Source organism: Aeromonas sp. FDAARGOS 1406, from assembly GCF_019048565.1.
In the GTDB taxonomy this organism is placed as follows: domain Bacteria; phylum Pseudomonadota; class Gammaproteobacteria; order Enterobacterales; family Aeromonadaceae; genus Aeromonas; species Aeromonas caviae.
In genome coordinates, this window is sequence record NZ_CP077378.1 from 1,013,738 (window position 1) to 1,033,730 (window position 19,993).

14 protein-coding genes are annotated in these 19,993 nt (G+C 59.5%); 9 read left to right on the forward strand and 5 right to left on the reverse strand.

Annotation, left to right across the window (positions count from 1 at the left end; genetic code table 11):
- Positions 1-10: 10 nt before the first annotated feature.
- The 3 genes from oppB to I6L36_RS04635 form a co-directional block, all read right to left on the reverse strand.
- Positions 11-931: an oligopeptide ABC transporter permease OppB gene (oppB, locus tag I6L36_RS04625; RefSeq protein ID WP_010674330.1), complete on the reverse strand. Its 921-nt coding sequence runs from the start codon at positions 929-931 to the stop codon at positions 11-13.
- A 97-nt stretch (positions 932-1,028) separates the two neighbouring features.
- Entirely contained in the window at positions 1,029-2,648 is a 1,620-nt protein-coding gene (locus I6L36_RS04630) for an ABC transporter substrate-binding protein (RefSeq protein WP_042883151.1), read from the reverse strand.
- A gap of 280 nt (positions 2,649-2,928) precedes the next feature.
- On the reverse strand, positions 2,929-3,564 hold the full coding sequence (locus I6L36_RS04635; RefSeq protein WP_010674328.1) for a YchE family NAAT transporter: 636 nt from the start codon (positions 3,562-3,564) through the stop codon (positions 2,929-2,931).
- An 832-nt stretch (positions 3,565-4,396) separates the two neighbouring features.
- Between I6L36_RS04635 and adhE the strand changes: the two genes are divergently transcribed.
- The 5 genes from adhE (at position 4,397) to I6L36_RS04660 (ending at position 12,947) form a co-directional block, all read left to right on the forward strand.
- Positions 4,397-7,072: a bifunctional acetaldehyde-CoA/alcohol dehydrogenase gene (gene adhE, locus I6L36_RS04640; RefSeq protein WP_041215422.1), complete on the forward strand. Its 2,676-nt coding sequence runs from the start codon at positions 4,397-4,399 to the stop codon at positions 7,070-7,072.
- A 328-nt stretch (positions 7,073-7,400) separates the two neighbouring features.
- Positions 7,401-8,636 (forward strand): HD-GYP domain-containing protein, encoded by a 1,236-nt coding sequence (locus tag I6L36_RS04645; RefSeq protein ID WP_109113273.1) that lies wholly within the window; start codon positions 7,401-7,403, stop codon positions 8,634-8,636.
- Between the two features lie 352 nt (positions 8,637-8,988).
- Positions 8,989-10,680: a sensor histidine kinase gene (locus tag I6L36_RS04650; RefSeq protein ID WP_216987039.1), complete on the forward strand. Its 1,692-nt coding sequence runs from the start codon at positions 8,989-8,991 to the stop codon at positions 10,678-10,680.
- The gene (btsR, locus tag I6L36_RS04655) at positions 10,677-11,381 is read left to right on the forward strand and encodes a two-component system response regulator BtsR (protein ID WP_041215425.1); all 705 of its coding nucleotides are present in this window, start codon (positions 10,677-10,679) and stop codon (positions 11,379-11,381) included. The genes I6L36_RS04650 and btsR overlap by 4 nt, the downstream gene beginning before the upstream one ends.
- A gap of 144 nt (positions 11,382-11,525) precedes the next feature.
- The gene (locus tag I6L36_RS04660; protein WP_010674323.1) at positions 11,526-12,947 is read left to right on the forward strand and encodes a carbon starvation protein A; all 1,422 of its coding nucleotides are present in this window, start codon (positions 11,526-11,528) and stop codon (positions 12,945-12,947) included.
- 62 nt (positions 12,948-13,009) lie between these two features.
- Here the strand turns inward: I6L36_RS04660 and I6L36_RS04665 are convergent, their stop codons facing one another.
- Both I6L36_RS04665 and I6L36_RS04670 read right to left on the reverse strand, forming a co-directional pair.
- Positions 13,010-14,653 (reverse strand): mechanosensitive ion channel family protein, encoded by a 1,644-nt coding sequence (locus I6L36_RS04665; protein ID WP_053288523.1) that lies wholly within the window; start codon positions 14,651-14,653, stop codon positions 13,010-13,012.
- 325 nt (positions 14,654-14,978) lie between these two features.
- A complete protein-coding gene (locus I6L36_RS04670; RefSeq protein WP_021141234.1) occupies positions 14,979-16,205 on the reverse strand; it encodes an RNA-guided endonuclease TnpB family protein in 1,227 nt (408 codons plus the stop codon).
- 57 nt (positions 16,206-16,262) lie between these two features.
- Here I6L36_RS04670 and tnpA point away from each other — a divergent pair, with 57 nt between their 5' ends.
- From tnpA to I6L36_RS04690, 4 genes are all read left to right on the forward strand, one after another.
- Complete coding sequence (gene tnpA, locus I6L36_RS04675; protein ID WP_021141233.1) at positions 16,263-16,667, forward strand: IS200/IS605-like element ISAs26 family transposase; 405 nt, start codon at positions 16,263-16,265, stop codon at positions 16,665-16,667.
- Positions 16,668-16,730: 63 nt separating this feature from the next.
- Entirely contained in the window at positions 16,731-17,000 is a 270-nt protein-coding gene (locus I6L36_RS04680; protein ID WP_041201542.1) for a DUF3302 domain-containing protein, read from the forward strand.
- Positions 17,001-17,010: 10 nt separating this feature from the next.
- Positions 17,011-18,048, forward strand: coding sequence for an HlyD family secretion protein (locus I6L36_RS04685; protein ID WP_053288524.1), 1,038 nt, complete (start codon positions 17,011-17,013; stop codon positions 18,046-18,048).
- A 121-nt stretch (positions 18,049-18,169) separates the two neighbouring features.
- Positions 18,170-19,930 (forward strand): DEAD/DEAH box helicase, encoded by a 1,761-nt coding sequence (locus tag I6L36_RS04690; RefSeq protein ID WP_053288525.1) that lies wholly within the window; start codon positions 18,170-18,172, stop codon positions 19,928-19,930.
- The last annotated feature ends 63 nt before the right edge of the window (positions 19,931-19,993 follow it).

Genomic DNA, 19,993 nt, shown 5'->3' on the forward strand with positions numbered 1-19,993 from the left:
TACTCCCGGCTTAGTAACGGATCTTGGGATCGATGACGGCATAGAGAATATCGACCACGGCGTTAAAGGTGATAGTGAGGGCGCCGACCAGAATGGTCAGACCGAGCACCATGGAGTAATCACGGTTGAGGGCACCGTTGACGAACAGCTGGCCGATCCCCGGCAGGCCGAAGATGGTCTCGATGACCACGGAGCCGGTGATGATGCCCACGAAGGCCGGTCCCAGGTAGGAGACCACCGGCAGCATGGCCGGGCGCAGCGCGTGCTTGAGGATGATGTGGCGCAGGGGCAGCCCCTTGGCGCGGGCGGTACGGATGAAGTTGGAGTTCATGGTCTCGATCATGCTGCCGCGCATGATGCGGGAGATGGCCGAGATGTAGTACATCATCATGCCGAACACCGGCAGTACCATGAACTGGGCGCCGCCCCCCTGCCAGCCCCCCGCCGGGAACCAGCCCAGATAGATACTGAAGAAGAGCACCAGCAGCGGTGCCAGCACAAAGCCCGGGATCACCACCCCGGCCATGGCCGACGACATCAACAGGTAGTCGATGAGGGTGTTCTGTTTCAGGGCCGCAATGGTGCCGAAGGTGACCCCCAGGGTCACTGCCAGCAGGAAGGCGACCGAGCCTATCTTGGCGGAGACAGGCAGGGCCTGGCTCACCAGATCATTGACGGTGAAGTCCTTGTATTTGAAGGAGGGCCCCAGATCCCCCTGGACCAGGTTGCCGAGGTAAGTGAGGTATTGCATGCCGATGGGCTTGTCCAGGCCATATTTGGCTTCGATGTTGGCCAGGACTTCCGGCGGCAGGGCGCGTTCGCTGGTGAAGGGGTTACCCGGGGCGAAGCGCATCATGAAGAAGGAGACGGTGATCAAGACCAGCAGAGTCGGGATCGCTTCCAGTAGACGTTTAAGGATGAATTTCAACATAGACATTTCCTGTCCTGTACTGCTTCCAAAGGGTCGCGGTTGTAATAAAGGCCCGCCGTCTGGCGGGCCCTGCTTGTTATGCGACTTGTGTCTTTACTCAGTGAGCAACGATGTACATGTCTTTGCTGTAGATGTTGTCCAGCGGGTTGGCCGGGTAGCCGCCCACGTAGGGCTTGACCATGCGGGAGGTCACGTACTGATAGATGGGGGCGATCGGCATGTCCTTGGCCAGGATCTCTTCGGCCTGGACATAGAGCTTGTTGCGCGCCTCGGCATCCACCTGGTTGCGGGACTCGCTCATCAGCTTGTCGAACGTCGGGTTGGAGTATTTGCCGTCGTTGTTGCCGTGAGTGGTCTGCATCAGATCCAGCATGGAGGAGGCTTCGTTGTAGTCGGCAATCCAACCACGACGGGCCACATCAAACTGGCCTTGCTTGAGCGTCTCCAGATAGGTCTTCCACTCCTGGTTCACCAGGCTCACCTGCACGCCGAGCTTCTTCCACATGGAGGCGACGGCCACGGCCACCTTCTTGTGGTTGTCGTCGGTGTTATAGAGCAGCTCGAACTTGAGCGGGTTGCCCGGGCCGTAACCGGCTTCGGTCAGCAGTTCTTTCGCCTTGGTATCGCGCTCTGCCTGGGTCAGCTTGGACCAGGATGGTGCCACCGGCTTGAAGCCGTCCACGAAGTCGGGCACCAAGGCATAACCCGGGGTCTCACCCTTGCCCATCACCTTGTCGGCGATCACGTCGCGATCGATAGCGTAGGTGAGTGCAGTACGCACCCGCACGTCGTCATAAGGTTTGCGCTTGGTGTTGAAGGTGTAGTAGTAGGTGCCCACATAGCCGCTGACCTTCACTTCGTCCGGCAGCTCTTTCTTCATCTGCTTGAAGCGTTCGATGGGCATGTTGTAGGTCAGATCCACTTCGCCAGCCAGATAGCGGTTCAGCTCGGCGTTGGTGGACTGGATGGGCAGGTAGGTCACCTTGTTGATGACGGTCTTGCCGTTGTTCCAGTAGTTGGGGTTGCGCTCGACGTCGACACGCTCGTTGACCACCCAGTCCTTCAGCACGTAGGCGCCGTTGGATACCATGTTGCCGGGCTGGGTCCACTTGTCACCGAACTTCTCGATCACCTTCTTCGGGACCGGATAGGTGGTGGTGTGGGAGAGCATGCTGACGAAGTAAGGCACCGCCTTCTCCAGCTGCACCTCGAAGGTATGATCGTCCACCGCCTTCACACCCAGAGTGTCGGCCGGCTTCTTGCCCGCGATGATGTCGGAGGCATTGATGATGGTCGGGATCTCCATGTACCAGGAGTAGGGAGAGGCCGTCTTGGGATCCACCGCGCGCTGGAAGGCAAAGACGAAGTCATGAGCGGTGACGGGATCCCCGTTGGACCACTTGGCATCCTTGCGCAGGTGGAACACGTAATGTTTGTTGTCCTTGGTTTCCCAGGACTCGGCGACGCCGGGCAGGGTCTCACCCTTGGGGCCGGAGGAGACGAGACCTTCGAACAGGTCACGCAATACGTTGGATTCGGGGGTACCTTCCACTTTCTGGGGATCCAGGGTGGCGGGTTCGGAACCATTGCCTTTCACCAGGGTTTGCTCGGGAGCAAGCTTGGTACCGGCGGGGACATCGGCGGCGTGAGCCAGGGTGGCGCCACCGAAAAGTGCAGTCAATAAAAGGGTATTAATAATTGTTTTTCTATGAGTCATTTCCATACTCCAACAAGAACATTCCATGCATTTGTTATCCACGAGACAAACACCTCGCTGCCCGCATAATTCCCTGACAATTCTGATAATGCAATAGATATCATCAGGAACAGGCCGCTTTCATGGTCAAAAAAACAACTTAAAACCATTTATTCAGCATTTAAATATCCCGAGGCGGTCGTTTTTCGTACAAGGCCGCTCGATTCTAGGAAATGACCAACAAAAAAGAAACAATAAAAAGCCGGTCACAAGGACCGGCTCCGACAAAAACGGACCTGGCTCACACCAGACCGGGGAAGACTCCCTTGATGCCCGCCACGATGATCTCGATGCCAAGGGACATCATGATGAGACCCATGATACGGGTCACCACGTTGATGCCGGTGTTGCCCATCAGCTTGAACAGCAGGGGAGCGGCGCGGAAGATGAGCCAGGAGCAGCAGGCAAACGCCACCACCACCACGAACATGCCGGCCATCTGGGGCAGGGTCTTCTGGCTGGCATAGACGATGGAAGAGGAGATGGCACCGGGTCCGGCCATCAGCGGCAGAGCCAGGGGCACCACGGCAATAGATTCACGCGCAGCCAGTTCACCCTTCTCCTGCTTGTTGTGCTTCACCTCCCCCAGCTTGCCCTGCAGCATGGACCAGGCGATCAGGGTGATGAGAGAGCCACCGGCAATGCGAAACGACGCCAGGGAGATGCCGAAACTGTCGAGGATGAGCTGTCCCATGCACATGGAGACCATCAAGATGATCATCACGGCAATGTGGGCGGTGGTGTTGGTCTTGCGTCGCTCCTCCGGCGACATGTGGCCCGTCAGGCTCACAAAGACCGGCAACAGACCCAGCGGGTTGATGATCGCAAACAGGCCGACGAAAAATTTCAGGTATAAAGAGAAGTCTATTGCTGCCATAGGCGCCATCCAGAACCAATACGAGCCACAAGGGGCCAGCCCCCAAACTGCGCGTAAATTTACACCATGGCTTTTCCCTTCTCCAATCAAATAATCTCACCCTTACCGGGGCTTTTTAGTTAGTTCCGCTAATGTATCGACAAAATTCAACATATCGGGTTGTTAAGGGAGAGAGGTCGCCATTAACATCGCCTGGTGCCATGGCAGCGCGTTATATCAACCCTCAGCCAAGAAACGATATTTTCGGTAAATGGCACCCTTGCTTCTCACCACGCCTGCTTGCCGCCCCCACCCGCTCCTGTGACCCCGATTTTGGCCTTTCTCACCCTGGTGCGGCGCCAGTGGGGTCAGCTGTGAAGAGGTGACGCGCTCCCTGCCACCGCCAGATGTGCTGTTTCGCCAGGGCGACTGGATGAAAACAACAACCCCTTTCTCAACATAAATGAAACGTCCGGGGGCTGGGCGTTCTGCCGCCATCACGGCGATACCGCCTCCCCCCATTCCGGTCAAGGCGAGAATTCATCGGATCCCCTTCCCTGAGCAGATATTCCAAGGGCGCGTGACAGCCGCTCGTGATGCCAAGAAAGGATGACACACTCCCGTAACATAGTGGTGCGACAAGGGGTGAAACAAAATTTCTTTTGTTCTTTTGTTACATATGATCCAGATCAATCTTTTCTGACACATCCCGACCCTATAATCGAGCCAGAAAACAGTTTACTAAGGCATGTAAATACCCCGTTATGGTGATTCTTGCCTTGACAAGGTGGCTATAATTGCCGGGCATTGCCAAGGTCTTACTAAACAGTTTTCAAATCATCAGGAGATAAACATGGCAGTAACCAATTTGGCTGAACTGGATGCACTGGTTGCCCGCGTCAAAGAAGCACAGCGTCAATTCGCCAGCTTCTCGCAAGAGCAGGTAGACAAGGTCTTCCGTGCCGCCGCCCTGGCCGCCAGCAACGCCCGTATCCCCCTGGCCCAGATGGCCGTGGCTGAATCCGGTATGGGTATCATCGAAGACAAGGTTATCAAGAACCACTTCGCCTCCGAATACATCTACAACGCCTATAAAGATGAAAAGACCTGCGGCATCCTGAGCCAGGACGACGAGATGGGCACCATCACCATCGCCGAGCCGGTAGGCATCATCTGCGGTATCGTACCGACCACCAACCCGACTTCCACCGCGATCTTCAAGGCCCTCATCTCCCTGAAGACCCGCAACGCCATCATCTTCTCCCCGCACCCCCGCGCCAAGAACTCCACCAATACCGCTGCCAAGCTGGTACTGGATGCAGCCGTGGCTGCCGGTGCGCCGAAAGACATCATCGGCTGGATTGATCAACCCTCCGTCGAACTCTCCAACGCCCTGATGCGTCACGACGACATCAACCTGATCCTGGCCACCGGTGGCCCGGGCATGGTGAAGGCCGCCTACTCCTCCGGCAAACCCGCCATCGGCGTGGGTGCGGGCAACGTGCCCATCGTCATCGACGAAACCGCCGACGTGAAGCGTGCCGTCGCCTCCATCCTGATGTCCAAGACCTTCGACAACGGCGTGGTCTGTGCCTCCGAGCAGGCTGTCATCGTGGTCGACTCCATCTACAACCAGGTCAAGGAGCGTTTCGCGACCCACGCCGGCTACATCCTCTCCAAGGACGAAGCGGACAAGGTGCGTAAAGTGCTGCTGATCAACGGCGCCCTGAACGCCGACATCGTGGGCCAGCCTGCTACCAAGATCGCCGCCATGGCCGGTGTGACCGTGCCTGCCACCACCAAGATCCTCATCGGTGAAGGTCTGGAACTCTGCGCAGAAGACGAGTTCGCTCACGAGAAACTCTCCCCGACCCTGGGTATGTTCCGTGCCAAGAACTTCGAAGAAGCCGTCGAAATGGCCTGCGACATGGTCAACATCGGTGGTATCGGCCACACCTCCGGTCTCTATACCGACCAGGATCGCAATGCCGACCGCATCAAGTACTTCGGCGACAAGATGAAGACCGCCCGTATCCTCATCAACACCCCCTCCACCCAGGGTGGTATCGGTGACCTGTACAACTTCGCGCTGGCCCCGTCCCTGACCCTGGGTTGCGGCTCCTGGAGTGGTAACTCCATCTCCGAGAACGTCGGTCCCAAGCACTTGATCAACAAGAAGACAGTCGCAAAACGGGCAGAAAATATGCTGTGGCACAAACTTCCGAAATCCATCTACTTCCGTCGTGGTTCCCTGCCGATCGCCCTGGGCGACCTGGAAGGCAAGAAGCGCGCCATGGTGGTGACCGACCGCTTCCTGTTCAACAACGGCTATGCCGATGAAGTGGTTCGCCTGCTCAAGAAGCTGAACATGGAAGTGGAGATCTTCTACGAAGTGGAAGCCGACCCCACCCTGTCCGTGGTCCGCAAGGGCGCCGAGATGGCCAACTCCTTCAAGCCGGACGTGATCGTCGCCCTGGGTGGTGGTTCACCCATGGATGCCGCCAAGATCATGTGGGTCATGTACGAGCACCCGGATACCGCGTTCGAAGACCTGGCCATGCGCTTCATGGACATCCGCAAGCGTATCTACAAGTTCCCGAAAATGGGCGTGAAGGCCGAACTGGTCTGTATCACCACCACGTCCGGTACCGGTTCTGAAGTGACCCCGTTTGCGGTCGTGACCGACGACGCCACCGGCATGAAGTACCCGCTGGCCGACTACGAGCTGACCCCGAACATGGCCATCGTGGATGCCAACCTGGTGATGGGCATGCCCAAGTCCCTGTGCGCCTTCGGTGGTATCGACGCCGTGACCCACGCCATGGAAGCCTATGTCTCCGTGCTGGCCAACGAATACTCCGACGGTCAGGCGCTGCAAGCCCTGAAACTGCTGAAGGACTACCTGCCCTCCAGCTACATCAACGGCGCCAACGACCCGGTTGCCCGCGAGAAGGTGCACAACGCCGCCACCATCGCCGGTATCGCGTTTGCCAACGCCTTCCTGGGTGTGTGCCACTCCATGGCCCACAAACTGGGTGCGGAGTTCCACATCCCCCACGGTCTGGCCAACGCCCTGCTGATCAGCAACGTCATCCGCTACAACGCGAACGACAACCCGACCAAGCAGACCGCGTTCTCCCAGTACGACCGTCCGCAGGCTCGCCGTCGCTACGCCGAAGTGGCTGACCACCTGGGCCTGACCGCTGCCGGTGACCGTACCGCCGCCAAGATCGAGAAGCTGCTGACCTGGCTGGACGAGCTGAAGGCCACCCTGGGGATCCCGGCCTCCATCCGCGAAGCCGGCGTGAACGAAGCGGACTTCCTGGCCAAGGTAGACCAGCTGGCGCTGGAAGCCTTCGATGACCAGTGCACCGGCGCCAACCCGCGCTACCCGCTGATCACCGAGCTGAAAGCCATCCTGATGGACACCTACTACGGCCGTCCCTTCATCGAGGAAGCCCCTGCTGCCGCCCCGGTTGCAGCCAAGGTCGACACCAAGGTGGACAACAAGAAAAAATCCAAGGCCTGATAAACGCCACGGATGACAAGAGCCCGCGCACATGCGCGCAATGCTGTTCACTTAAGAGAATTTGAGTTCCAGTCCACGTAGTATCAGGACAAAAAAGCGAGGGAGGCATGATGCCTCCCTCTTTCTATTGCAAGCCCCGCTGGATAAAGGCTGGAGGAAGATCGACTGGACACAGCCTTGCCCCCTCAACTCAAATCCAATTTATGAATAATCAGTCAAAAAAGTGCTTATCTGAACAGCATTGCGCACATGCGCGGGCTTTTTTGTTTGTCTATCTGTTTAATTTTGCTAGCTTGTTGATAGGCAAATTCGACAGAAGAGCTAGTCCATGGCGCTGATACAGGCCTCCATCGAGCAGTTGAGAGTCGGCCACTACATCCATCTTCCCACGGGATGGACGAGCCACCCTTTCATGTTCAACGCCTTCAAAATCAAGGACCAGCAACAGCTCGACATCATCCGCCACCTCGACCTGACCCTGCTGATGGTGGATCCCGACAAGAGCGATCTGCCGGTCGAGCCCCTGCTGCGGGCCGAACCCGTCCCCTCTCTTGAGATGAGCGACACGGGGGATACCACCTCCTCTTCTGAGGGCCCCACCTTCGACGAAAAGGCGTTCAGGCGCTCCCTTCGCATCGCGGACAAGGCGTTCGGTCAATCCCTGTCAGATCTTCGCGACGCCCTTGGCGCCCTCAACCTCAAACCGGACGAAGGCTTGGCCAATACCGTACAGATAGTGCGCAGCACCGCCGCCCGTCTGGCAGAACACCAGGGGCCGCTCGGTCTGCACCTTATCCGCAGCCAGAACACGGATATCCTGCTGCAACACAGCCTGAGCGTGGCCTTCATCGCCATGCTGATGGCACGGGAGCTTGGCATGAATCCCGTCGAGATCGAGGAGACCGGTCTGGCGGGCCTGCTCCACGACATCGGCGAGCTCAAGATCCCGAGCCAGATCATCCAGAAGCGGGGGGAGCTCAGCAAGGCGGAGCAGAATTTCCTCAACATGCACCCCCAGTACGGACTGGAGATGCTCAACCAGTTGCAGGCTTTCGAACCCAGGATCCGCGAGGTCGCCTACCTGCATCACGAACGCCTCGATGGCAGCGGCTTTCCCCTCGGGCTGAAGGGCGACAAGATCCCCCCCCTCGCCCGACTCATCGGGCTGGTGGATCACTATGACGAGCGGCTTCATCCGCGCAGCGGCCTCAACCCGCCGGGGCCCAGCCAGGTGATCGGCCAGCTCTACAAGCTCTCCCAGAAGAAGTTCGAGCAAACCCAGGTCAGGTTGCTGATAAAGGTGCTGGGGGTCTATCCGCCGGGTTCCCTGGTGCGCCTGGATGACGATGCCCTGGCCCTGGTGCTCTCCACCGAGCCCAGCATGCCCCTCAGACCCAAGGTGCTGCCCTACCTCAAGGGGCAGCGGCCGGAAGGGGTGGCCATGATCGATCTGCGGGAAGATGCGCGAAGCATCGTCGCCACCCTCAGACAGGAAGAGCTGGACGACGCGCAACGCGCCTTTTTCGGTCTGGGTCGGCGGGTCTGTTACTATTTCGCCTTCTGAGTTATCCCCAGAAGCTGGGGATAACTCATTGGACAAACCTGAATAATTGCTCAGGTCCCCTCGAAATCGTCCACCATTGGAGCTGGATAAAAAACGCCCAGCCGATGGCCGGGCGGAGCATGCCACCTCCGTGTGGCGTATCCGGTGGATACCTTCATGCTCGCATCAGCAATATCAAGCGGGCATCGATTACACAAATATCAATTTAACGTGCTGATTTTATATGGTTTTATTTTTCCATTCTGGCAAACTGCCGCAGCGTTCAGCCCGCAGCCCGCATCAAGACGGGCTCAGGCTCACCCTGCGTCATGACAACGCCCGGCTCCGGCGTGGTGTTTGAGGAAGCTTTTTTATGCAACTAGTCCTCTCTCTGCTCCAGCAGATGAGCGTCAGCCTGGTCATCTCCTACCTTTTTTCCAAAAGCCCCCTGTTGCGTCCCCTGGCCAACTACTCCGTCAGGCTGCCCCACAAGGTGCTCATCTATGTCATCTTCTCCTGCTTTTGCATCCTGGGAACCTATGTGGGCCTCGACATCGATGACGCCATCGCCAACACCCGGGCGGTCGGTGCCGTACTGGGGGGACTGCTGGGCGGCCCCCTGGTGGGATTCCTGGTGGGGCTGACCGGCGGCCTGCACCGCTATACTCTGGGGGGGTTCACCGATCTCGCCTGCGCCATCTCCACCACCTGCGAGGGGCTGTTGGGGGGGCTGGTGCACTGGCGGCTGATGCGGGCAGGCAGGGTCAATGACCTCTTTGCACCCAGGGTCGCCTTCTTTACCACCTTCGTGGCCGAGATCATGCAGATGGTGATCATCCTGCTGGTCGCCACCCCCTTCGACAAGTCCCTGCTGCTGGTGCGCACCATCGCCACCCCCATGATCCTCGCCAACTCCTGCGGGGCGGCGCTCTTCATCAGCATGATCCGCGACCAGCAGCGGATGTACGAAAAGTTCTCCCGGGTCTTCTCCGCCAAGGCGCTCACCATCGCCAACCGTACCGTCGGCATCATGAGCCAGGGGTTCACTCCGGAGGCCAGCGGCAAGATAGCACATATCGTTCAGGAAGAGACCGGCGTCGGCGCCGTCGCCATCACGGACACCGACAAGATCCTCGCCTTCATCGGCACCGGAGAAGATCACCACAAGCCGGGCACCCCCATCACCTCGGCGATCACCCTGCAAGCCATCGCCCAGAACAAGGTGCTGTTCGCCGATGGCAACAGCCAGCCCTATCGTTGCAGCATCTCCCCCCAGTGCCAGCTCGGCTCCGTGCTGGTGATCCCCCTGCAGGGTGACGAGGGGGTGATCGGCACCATCAAACTCTATGAGCCCAAGAAGCGGCTCTTCCTCAAGATCAATCACACCCTGGGAGAAGGGATCGCCAACCTGTTGTCCCAGCAACTGCTGGCAGGCCGCCTGGAGCAGCAGCAACGCCTGCTGGTGCAATCCGAGCTCAAGCTGGTGCAGGCACAGATAAACCCCCACTTCCTGTTCAACACCCTCAACACCATCAGCGCCATTACCCGCCGCGATCCGGGACGGGCACGGGAGCTGCTGCTGCACCTCTCCCGCTTCTTTCGCAACAACCTCAAGCGCCAGAGCGGCCTGACCACGCTGCGTGAGGAGCAGGAGCACTGCCTCTCCTACCTGGAGATAGAGCAGGCCCGCTTTGGCGAGCGGCTCACCGTCATCAACGAGATCCCGCCCCACCTTGCCGAGGTGCAACTGCCGAGCTTCACCCTGCAGCCCCTCATCGAGAATGCCATCAAGCACGGCATCTGCTCCCTGCTGGGAGAGGGGCGACTTCGCCTCTTCGCGAGGGAAACCCCCGAGGCGATCACCCTTTGCGTCGAAGACAACGCCGGGGCCTGGCAGCCATCCGGCCAGGGGGATGGTCTGGGGATGAGCCTGGTGGACAAGCGCCTCAAGAGCGCCTTTGGCGAGCGCTATGGCATTGACGTCCAGTGGGAGCCGGAGCAATGGACCCGGGTCTCCCTGACACTCCCACGACAACCCCGCACCACCGCCAAGGAGATGACATGATCCGCACCCTGATCGTCGATGACGAGCCCTATGCCCGCGAAGAACTGGCAGAGCTGCTGGCCAGCGATCCCGACATCGAGATCCTGGGCATGGCGGGCAACGCCATCGAGGCGCTCGGCCTCATCCAGCAACTCAAGCCGGATGTGGTGTTTCTCGATATCCAGATGCCCAAACTCAGCGGCATGGAGCTGGTGGCCATGCTCGATCCCCTGCCCCGCATCGTCTTTGTCACCGCCTTTGACGAGTACGCCATCCAGGCGTTCGAGGAGAACGCCTTCGATTACCTGCTCAAGCCGGTGGAGCCGGCGCGCCTCGCCAAGACCCTGGCGCGGCTCAGGCAGGACATCACCCCGCAACCGGTCGGGACCCTGGCCCCGACCATCCACCATATCCCCGGATACCTGCACAACCGGGTGCGGCTGCTCCCAACCTCCCAGGTGGAGTACGCCTTCTCCGATCTCGGCGGCGTCCATGTCGCCTGCCAGGGCGAGCTGTTTCACACCCAGCTCACCCTCAAGTCCCTCGAGGAGAAGACCCCGCTGCTGCGCTGTCACCGCCAGTATCTGGTGGCCCCGGCCGCCATCTTCGAAATCCGTTTGCTGGAGAATCAACTGGCGGAGATCGTGACCCCGAGCGGGGCCCGGGTACCGGTCAGCCGCCGCTACCTCAAGGAGCTAAAAGACGAGCTGGGACTGGAATAAAGCGGGGTGCGATGTGCGCCGGATCACAGCGGGCAACCACTCGGGTCGCCATGTCGCCGCTCACCCCCTTTCACCTGCCGTTAACAGAAGTCCCCACCTACACTGGCTGCGCACACCAAAAAATAACAAAGCAGGAGCGTAGCAATGATCTGGTTCTTCCTCTGTGTCGGCTTGTTGATAGCCGGCTACTTCATATACGGCAAATTCATCGAACGGATATTCGGGCCCAAACCCGAGTTGAAGACCCCCGCCATCACCATGGCGGACGGGGTGGACTATGTCCCCATGTCGGACAAGAAGGTCTACCTGGTTCAACTGCTCAACATCGCCGGCGTCGGCCCCATCTTCGGCCCCATCCTGGGTGCCCTCTATGGTCCGGTCGCCATGCTCTGGATCGTCTTTGGCTGCATCTTCGCCGGTGCGGTCCACGACTATTTCTCCGGCATGCTGTCGGTACGCGCCAGGGGCGCCTCGGTGCCGACCGTGGTCGGTGAGCACCTGGGCACCGCCGCCAAGCACTTCATGAACCTCTTTGCCGTGGTGCTCCTGATGCTGGTGGGCGTGGTCTTCGTCCTGAGCCCGGCGGGCCTGCTCGCCAACCTCACCTCCACCGATCTGGTCTACTGGATTGCGGCCATCTTCGCCTACTACATCCTCGCGACCATCGTCCCCATCGACAAGATCATCGGCCGCTTCTACCCCATCTTCGGTGCGCTGCTGGTCTTCATGTCGGTCGGCCTCATCATCGGCCTCATCGTCTCCGGCAAGGGCTTCTACAACACCGGGATGGACTTCTCCAACCTGCACCCGACGGATCTGCCGCTCTGGCCGCTGCTGTTCATCACCATCGCCTGTGGTGCGGTCTCCGGTTTCCACGCCACCCAGTCCCCGCTGATGGCGCGCTGCATGCAGAACGAGAGCTCCGGCCGCTTCATCTTCTACGGGGCCATGATTGGGGAAGGCATCATCGCCCTCATCTGGTGCACCCTGGGTCTCTCCTTCTACGACAGCACCGAGGCACTCAACGCCACCCTGGCCAGCGGCGGCCCCTCTGCCGTGGTGCACGAAGTCTCCACCAGCCTGCTCGGTACCGTGGGCGGCATCCTGGCGATCCTCGGCGTGGTGATCCTGCCCATCACCTCCGGTGACACCGCGTTTCGCAGCGCCCGCCTCATCGTGGCGGACTTCCTGAACCTGACCCAGAAGCCCATGGCCAAGCGTCTGCTCATCGCCATCCCCATGTTCATCCTTGGCTTCATCATCTCCAAGGCAGAGTTCGGGGTGATCTGGCGCTACTTCGGCTGGGCCAACCAGACCACCGCCGTCATCATGCTGTGGGCTGCGGCCGCCTACCTCATCAAGGAAGGCAAGCTGCACTGGGTATGCACCATTCCCGCCATCTTCATGACCGCAGTGGTCATCACCTACCTGGCCAACGCCCCCATCGGTTTCGGCCTCGAGATGAATGTTTCCACCATCATCGGTCTGGTGAGCACCGCCCTCATCACCCTCGCCTTCCTGGTAAAATTCAGGCCCTCCCAACTGAGAGAGGCCAAGGAGAGCTGAGGCATCAGCTTCTCTTCATGACAAGAGGCCCGGCATTGCTGCCGGGCCTCTGCTTTTTGTGGTCACTCTCTGGCGGGGGGCTCGGCGGAATCGGGCGCCCGGGCCGGCGCCTGATACCACTGCTCCCTGGCCACCAGCACAGCCTGTTCCGGCTGGGCAATGAAGTTGGGGGACATGATCTGCACCCCGAACTCGTTGAAGACATCCTGAATATGGCCATGAAGCTCCGTCTTGACCACCGCAGGGAGTTCGCTTGCCTTCATCCTCACCTGCAACTCGTACTCCACATACCAATCCTGCAGATGCAACTGCCGCACCAGGGGAGCTTCATCCTGATTGAGCCGGGTGCAGCGCCGCGCGGCCAGCTCCAGCATGGCATGTACCTGACGCCAGGGGGTGTCATAACCGATGGTCACCTTGGTCAACAGGGCCACCCCCTTCTCGCCCGCCAGCCGTGTCAGGTTCACCACCTTGCCCCCCACCACCACTGCATTGGGCAGCGTGACCTCGTGATCCTGGCGCGTCACCAGCTTGGTCGAGAGGGCATTGAGCTCGCTCACCATCCCCTCCACCTCGCCGATCTGCACCAGATCCCCTGGCCGCAGTGCGCGGGAGTAAATGAGCACCAGGCCGCTCATGGCATGGTTCATGATACCGGCCGATCCCAGTGTCACCATCAGACCGAAGAAGACGCTGATCCCCTTGAAGGCATCGGAATCCGCACCCGGCAGATAGGGGTAGGCCACGGTCAGGGCAAACAGCCAGATCACCACTGACAGCAGTCGCCGGGTGGCGCCTATGGTCTCGGCGTGCAAACCCTGCACCCGAAACTGGCCACGCTCGATGCGGTCGAAGAGGATGGCCAGCATCTTGATGAAGAAACGGGTGATGACCACGATAAGCAACACGGTTACCAGACCGGGCATGGCGGCAATCATGCCCTCCAGCATGTCGCCACACAGGGCAAACAGGGATTCCCCAAGCTGATAGCTCCAGGCCCGGGTCTGGGGGAACAGGCCGAGCACATAGGTCAGCCAGCCATAGGTGAGCATGAAGATGAGCAGCAGCGTGATGAGGCCGAGCAAGCGGACCTCGACATTCCCGGTGACCTGGCGCCAGGAGTGGGGGACCAGCCCCTTCTGCAGCAACAGGCGGTTGGCCAGCCACTTTCTGACTCGCCGATGCCCCCGCTGCAACAGCCAGATGAGGCCGAAGAAGATCAGGCTGACCACCACCGCCAAGCCGACGGCTCTGAGCAAATAGGGGGTCGAGTGCAGCTCGAGATACTTGATGCGCACGCCGTCGAGCCGATGCAGGACACGTTCGGCCGCCTGATCCAGGGTCAGCTCGTCGAATTCATCAAGGTCCCCTTCCAGCAGCACCAGAATGCGCTTGCCATTGACCAGAAACTCCCGGCTCTCCTGGCCGTGTCGACTGCCTTTCGTCACGGCCACAGGCGTCATGAGGTCGCTTGGCTCCATCCACTGAACTCGCTCATGGGCCAGCCGTACCCTGGCCGCCCCATCCAGGTTGCCATATTTAGCCGTCAGCATGACGATGGGTTCATGAAGCAGGACCAGGGTCTGTGCCAACTCCTGCTCATTGGGCTCCATTCTGGGTTCGGCGGTCCAGCCGAGGCGGGACCACAACAGGCAGATCAGCAACAGGCCAAGCCGCCATCCTTTGCCACTGCACCATTCGTTCATCAGGTTCACCTCTCACCTTGCCCGGGCATCCATTGCTGCTTGATTTTATCTAACCAAATCAATTTTGTGTGTTAAATGAGCAACCGATGAACCATGCCTGTACCGCCACACCAACTCTCCGATTGCAGACTTGCACCGACGGCATATGCTGTCATTATTGCCGAAGCCTCGACTCGACAATCGAAGCATTGTTAGCGACTCAGACGGGAGAAATCGATGGTACTTGACTACATTGCCCTGGGGATCCTGGTGTTTGTCGTCTTGGTCATGTTCTTTGACATCCTCCCCCACCTTAGCGCTTCGCGTCACAGGAGGGGGATTCCCATTACTGGGTGATAGCTGCTCGCGCAGTACCGGGTTCCTGCTTCATCGGGCGGCCTGATTGCACCACGCCTCCACAGGCTAAAACGGCGTGTCCCGCCGCTAAAATATTGCGAGCGCCGTTCACATCGGCGTTCGCCTCATAACCACACGCAGCGCATTTAAACTGGCTTTGCGTCTGGCGGTTATCCTTCGCAGTATGCCCACAACAGGCGCACTGCTGGCTCGTGTAGGCCGGGTTTATCGCCAACACCTGACCGCCTCGCCATGCCTGCTTATATTCGAGCTGGCGGCGCAGCTCAAACCAGCCCTGATCTAATATCGAACGATTCAGCCCTGATTTTGCCCGGACGTTGCGCCCCGGCTGGCTGGTCGTGCCCGCTGCTGATTTTGACATGCTGGCAACCTTCAAATCCTCAATGACGATCATCGCGTGGTTTTTGCTGATAGTCGTTGTGACCTTGTGAAGGTAATCGCGGCGGGTATTGGCGATATGTGAGTGCAGCCGCTGGATCTTGGCTTTTTGTTTCTTCCAGTTGCTGCTGAACTTTACCTTTTTGCTCAACTGGCGTTGGAGCCTTGCCAGCTTGGTCTGATTGGTTTTGAAGCTGTTGACGGGCTCAAACACCGTGCCGTCTGACAGGGTTGCGAGCTTGGCGATCCCCGCATCCAGCCCGACCATTGAGCCGGAGGGGTGAATTGGCTCAAGCGTCTCCTGCTCGACCTGAAAGGAGATATACCAGTGCCCGGCTGCTTGGCTGACGGTCGCGTTTTTAATTTTCCCTTCAACTGGCTGGGACTGACGGAACTTGACCCACGCCAGCCCGGCAGGCAGCTTCACTCGACCCTTTTCAAGGCGGCAATACTTGTCGAAGTTGACGAACCGGATAGCGTCGCGGTTGTCGCTTTTTTTCTTGAATACGGGTGCCTTGGCGGCGAGTTTCTTATCAAAGCAGCGCATCCACGCGCCATGCAAATCCTTGAGCTTCTGCTGGAGGTTGTCGGTATATGCCTCGGCCAGAAAGGCCATTTCTGGGTCTTTCTTCCAACTGGTGAGCATCCTGTTCAGCTCAAAGGCAGAAGGCAGTTTTTCGCCAGCATCCAGAATGCGTTTGGTTTCTGCCAGCCCGTGATTCCAGACATAACGAGCACAACCGCCCAACTGGCGCAGGCGTTGCGCTTGTTGTTCGGTCGGTTCGAGTCGGAATTTGTAGGCTTTCAGAATTTGCATTTAGCGCTCAGTGTGTAGCATTATCGCCATATCTATTAAGCCCGATTGAGTGACAGAATGCAATTCACTAAAATTAATAAATCACGCCATGCGGCCTACGCTTTGCACGTACATTTGGTGTTTATCACCAAGTATCGAAAGCCGATATTGGGGGATCTGCATCACGCTTCCTTCGGTCAGTGTGCGGCAGAGGTTTGCAGAGATTTTGGTGCGGAACTGAAAGAGTGTGACGGAGAGGCTGATCATGTTCACATGCTGATAGAGTACGCGCCAACGGTGCAGTTATCGGTACTGGTGAACTCGTTAAAGGCGGTCACATCAAGGCGACTGCGTAATGAATTTCTGGACTTGAGAGGTGCTTACAGCAAACCCGTACTCTGGTCACGCTCTTACTTTGCGGGCTCTTGCGGCGGAGCACCGTTGGAGGTGATCAAGCAATACATTCAAAACCAGCGGGGCTGACGCCCCGGCGAAATTCCCCTCCCACCTACGTCGGAGGGAGTCCCCTTTCGCATTTAAGATGGCATTATCGTCATTCACGATATTCCATATGAAATTGCCAAGCACCGTAATCACCCCCACCAGGACGCCATTCACGTGGCAGGCTGGGTCAGCCTGTTCACCCTGCACGTGCTCTGGCCCTTCCTCTGGATCTGGGCCACGATTTATCGCCCCGATCGCGGCTGGGGCTTCTCGCAACGCCTACAACATGACGAGACAGAGATCAGCGCACTCAAAGAGGAGCTGGCAGCACTGCAGGCTCGCATGACCACGCTCGAACAGACCGACAAATAGGTAACGCCCCATGGACCTGCTACTTATTCTCACCTATACAGCCCTCTGCATAGGTATTTTCAAGATCTTCAAGATCCCGCTCAACAAGTGGACCGTGCCGACCGCCGTACTGGGTGGCGTCATCATCATCGGCACACTCATCATGCTGATGAACTACAACCCCCCCTATTCCGAGCTGGCTCGCAACTATTATGTCTCCACCCCGGTCGTGCCCCTGGTCAAGGGGCGTGTCACCGACGTCCCGGTCAAGCCCAACCAGCCGGTCAAGAAAGGGGATGTGCTGTTTCGCATCGACGCTGAGCCCTTCCAGGAGAAGGTCGCCAGCCTGACGGCGCGCCTCGCCTCCAACACCGATTTTCTGAAGGCTCTGGACGCCCGCCTGCGATCCGCCAGCCTGGACAGGGATCGCGCCCAGGAGCTGATGCGACGGGGCATCGGTAAACAGCGCGACCTCGACGTCACCCAGGCCAACGTGGATGACATCGTCGCCCAAATTGATCAGCAGAAAGCGACCCTCAATGACCTGGGTGCCCAGCTCAACATCGCCAAGTACGATCTGGAGCAGACCGTGGTCTACGCCCCGAGTGACGGTCATGTCGTACAACTGGCATTGCGCCCGGGCATGATTGCCGCCCCCTTCATGTTCCGCCCCGTGATGACCTTCATTCATGAAGATGCCAATGCCTATGTCGGCTGGTTCTGGCAGAACAGCATGCAGCGGCTCAAGGCGGGTGACGAGGCCGAAGTCGTGCTCGACGGCATCCCGGGTCGCATCTTCAAGGCCAAGGTGCAGTCCGTTATCCCGGCCATGGCACCGGGCAATATCCAGGCACAGGCGGGTCTTATCGATCAGACCTCGGCCCAGGTACCGGGTCGCCTGCCCATCGTGCTCGAGATCACCGATCCCGAGTGGGCAAACTACCAGGTGATCGCGGGTTCCAGCGGTCAGGCCGCCATCTATACCGAGCACTTCCACCACGTGGCCATCATGCGCAAGATCCTGATGCGCATGGGTAGCTGGCTCAACTACCTGTTCCCCTTCCACTGAGGTCCCTGACCTGCACGGGCCGGCATCCTGCCGGCCCGCTTCCAGTCAGCGCGAGCCCCCTCACTGCATTTTCCCCGCAAGATCCTTATAATGGCGCCACCTTGCGCCACAGCCGTTCCCCATGTTCGTTCTCAGACCCTATCAAACCGACGCCGTCAACGCCGTCATCAGCCACTTTCGCAAACACCCGGATCCCGCAGTGGTGGTACTGCCCACCGGGGCCGGCAAGAGTCTGGTGATCGCCGAACTGGCCCGCAAGGCGCGCGGCCGGGTGCTGGTGCTGGCCCACGTCAAGGAGCTGGTGGAGCAGAACCACGCCAAGTACGAGGCGTGGGGGCTCAAGGCCGACATCTTCGCCGCCGGGCTGGATCGCAAGGAGGCGAGCGCCCAGGTGGTGTTTGGCTCGGTGCAGTCGGTGGCGCGCAATCTGGATGCCTTCGACGGGGCGTTTTCGCTGCTCATCATCGACGAGTGCCACCGGGTCTCGCTCGATGACGACAGCCAATACCACCAGGTGATCGAGCATCTCAAGGCCGCCAACCCTGCCCTCAAGATCCTCGGGCTCACCGCCACCCCCTATCGGCTGGGGCTGGGCTGGATCTACCGGCGCCACTACCACGGCATGGTCAAGAGCCACGGCGAGCGGCTGTTCGGTGACTGCGTGTTCGAACTGCCCCTGCGCTTCATGGTGAAAAACGGCTATCTGACCCCGCCGCGCCTGGTGGACGCCCCCATCGTCCACTACGACTTCAGCAAGCTGGTGCCGCGGGAGAACGGCCTGTTCAGCGAGGCGCAGCTCAACGGCGAGATCAAGCGCCAGGAGCGGGTCACCCCCCATATCCTGAGCCAGGTGCTGGAGTATGCGGCCGACCGGCAGGGGGTGATGATCTTCGCCGCCACCGTCGAGCATGCCCGGGAAATTCATGGCCTGCTCGGTGCCAGAGGCCAGCAGGCCGCCCTCGTCACCGGCGAGACGCCGGGACCGGAGCGCGACGCTCTAATCAGTGCCTTCAAGGCGCGCGAGCTCAAGTTTCTGGTCAACGTAGCGGTGCTCACCACCGGTTTTGATGCCCCCCACGTCGACCTTATCGTGATGCTGCGTCCCACCGAATCGGTGTCGCTCTATCAGCAGATTGTGGGACGGGGCCTGCGCCTCTCACCCGGCAAGAGCGATTGCCTGGTGCTCGACTACGCAGGCAACAACTTCAACCTGTTTGCCCCCGAAGTGGGGGAGCCCAGGCCCCACGCCGGCACCGAGCCGGTTCAGGTGCCCTGCCCCGCCTGCGGCTTTGCCAACACCTTCTGGGGCAAGACCGACGAGGATGGCAAGGTGGTCGAACACTACGGCCGCCGCTGTCAGGGACTGTTTGAAGATGACGAGGGCAACCGCGAGGAGTGCGACTACCGCTTTCGCGCCAAGATCTGCCCCGGTTGCGGCGCTGAAAACGACATCGCCGCCCGTCGCTGCCAAAGCTGTGACCAGCTGCTGGTGGACCCTGACGACAAGCTCAAGGAAGCCCTCAATCTCAAGGACTGCATGGTGATCCGCTGCGCCGGTTTGACCCTGAGTGCCGGGCGCGGCAAGCAGGGGGAGCGGCTGGGGGTGACCTACCACGACGAGGATGGCCTGACCCTGACAGAGTACTTCCCCTTTCACTCCCGGGGTGCACAGCGCTTGTTTCAACAACGCTTTGTGCGTCATCATTGGCCCGCCCCGGGCCTGGAGCCCGAATTCACGACCCTGGCGAGCGTGATGCTCGCGGCAAACCAGTTCCGTCACCCGGATTTCGTCATCGCCCGCAAGTCGGGACGCTTCTGGCAGGTGAAGGAAAAAATATTCGATTACGAGGGGCGTTACCGGACTGCCAACGCCCCGGCCTGACCCCATGGCAGGCGATACCCGGCAGTCACCCGGTTTGATTATCGGGGCGGTTTCTGATGCCGC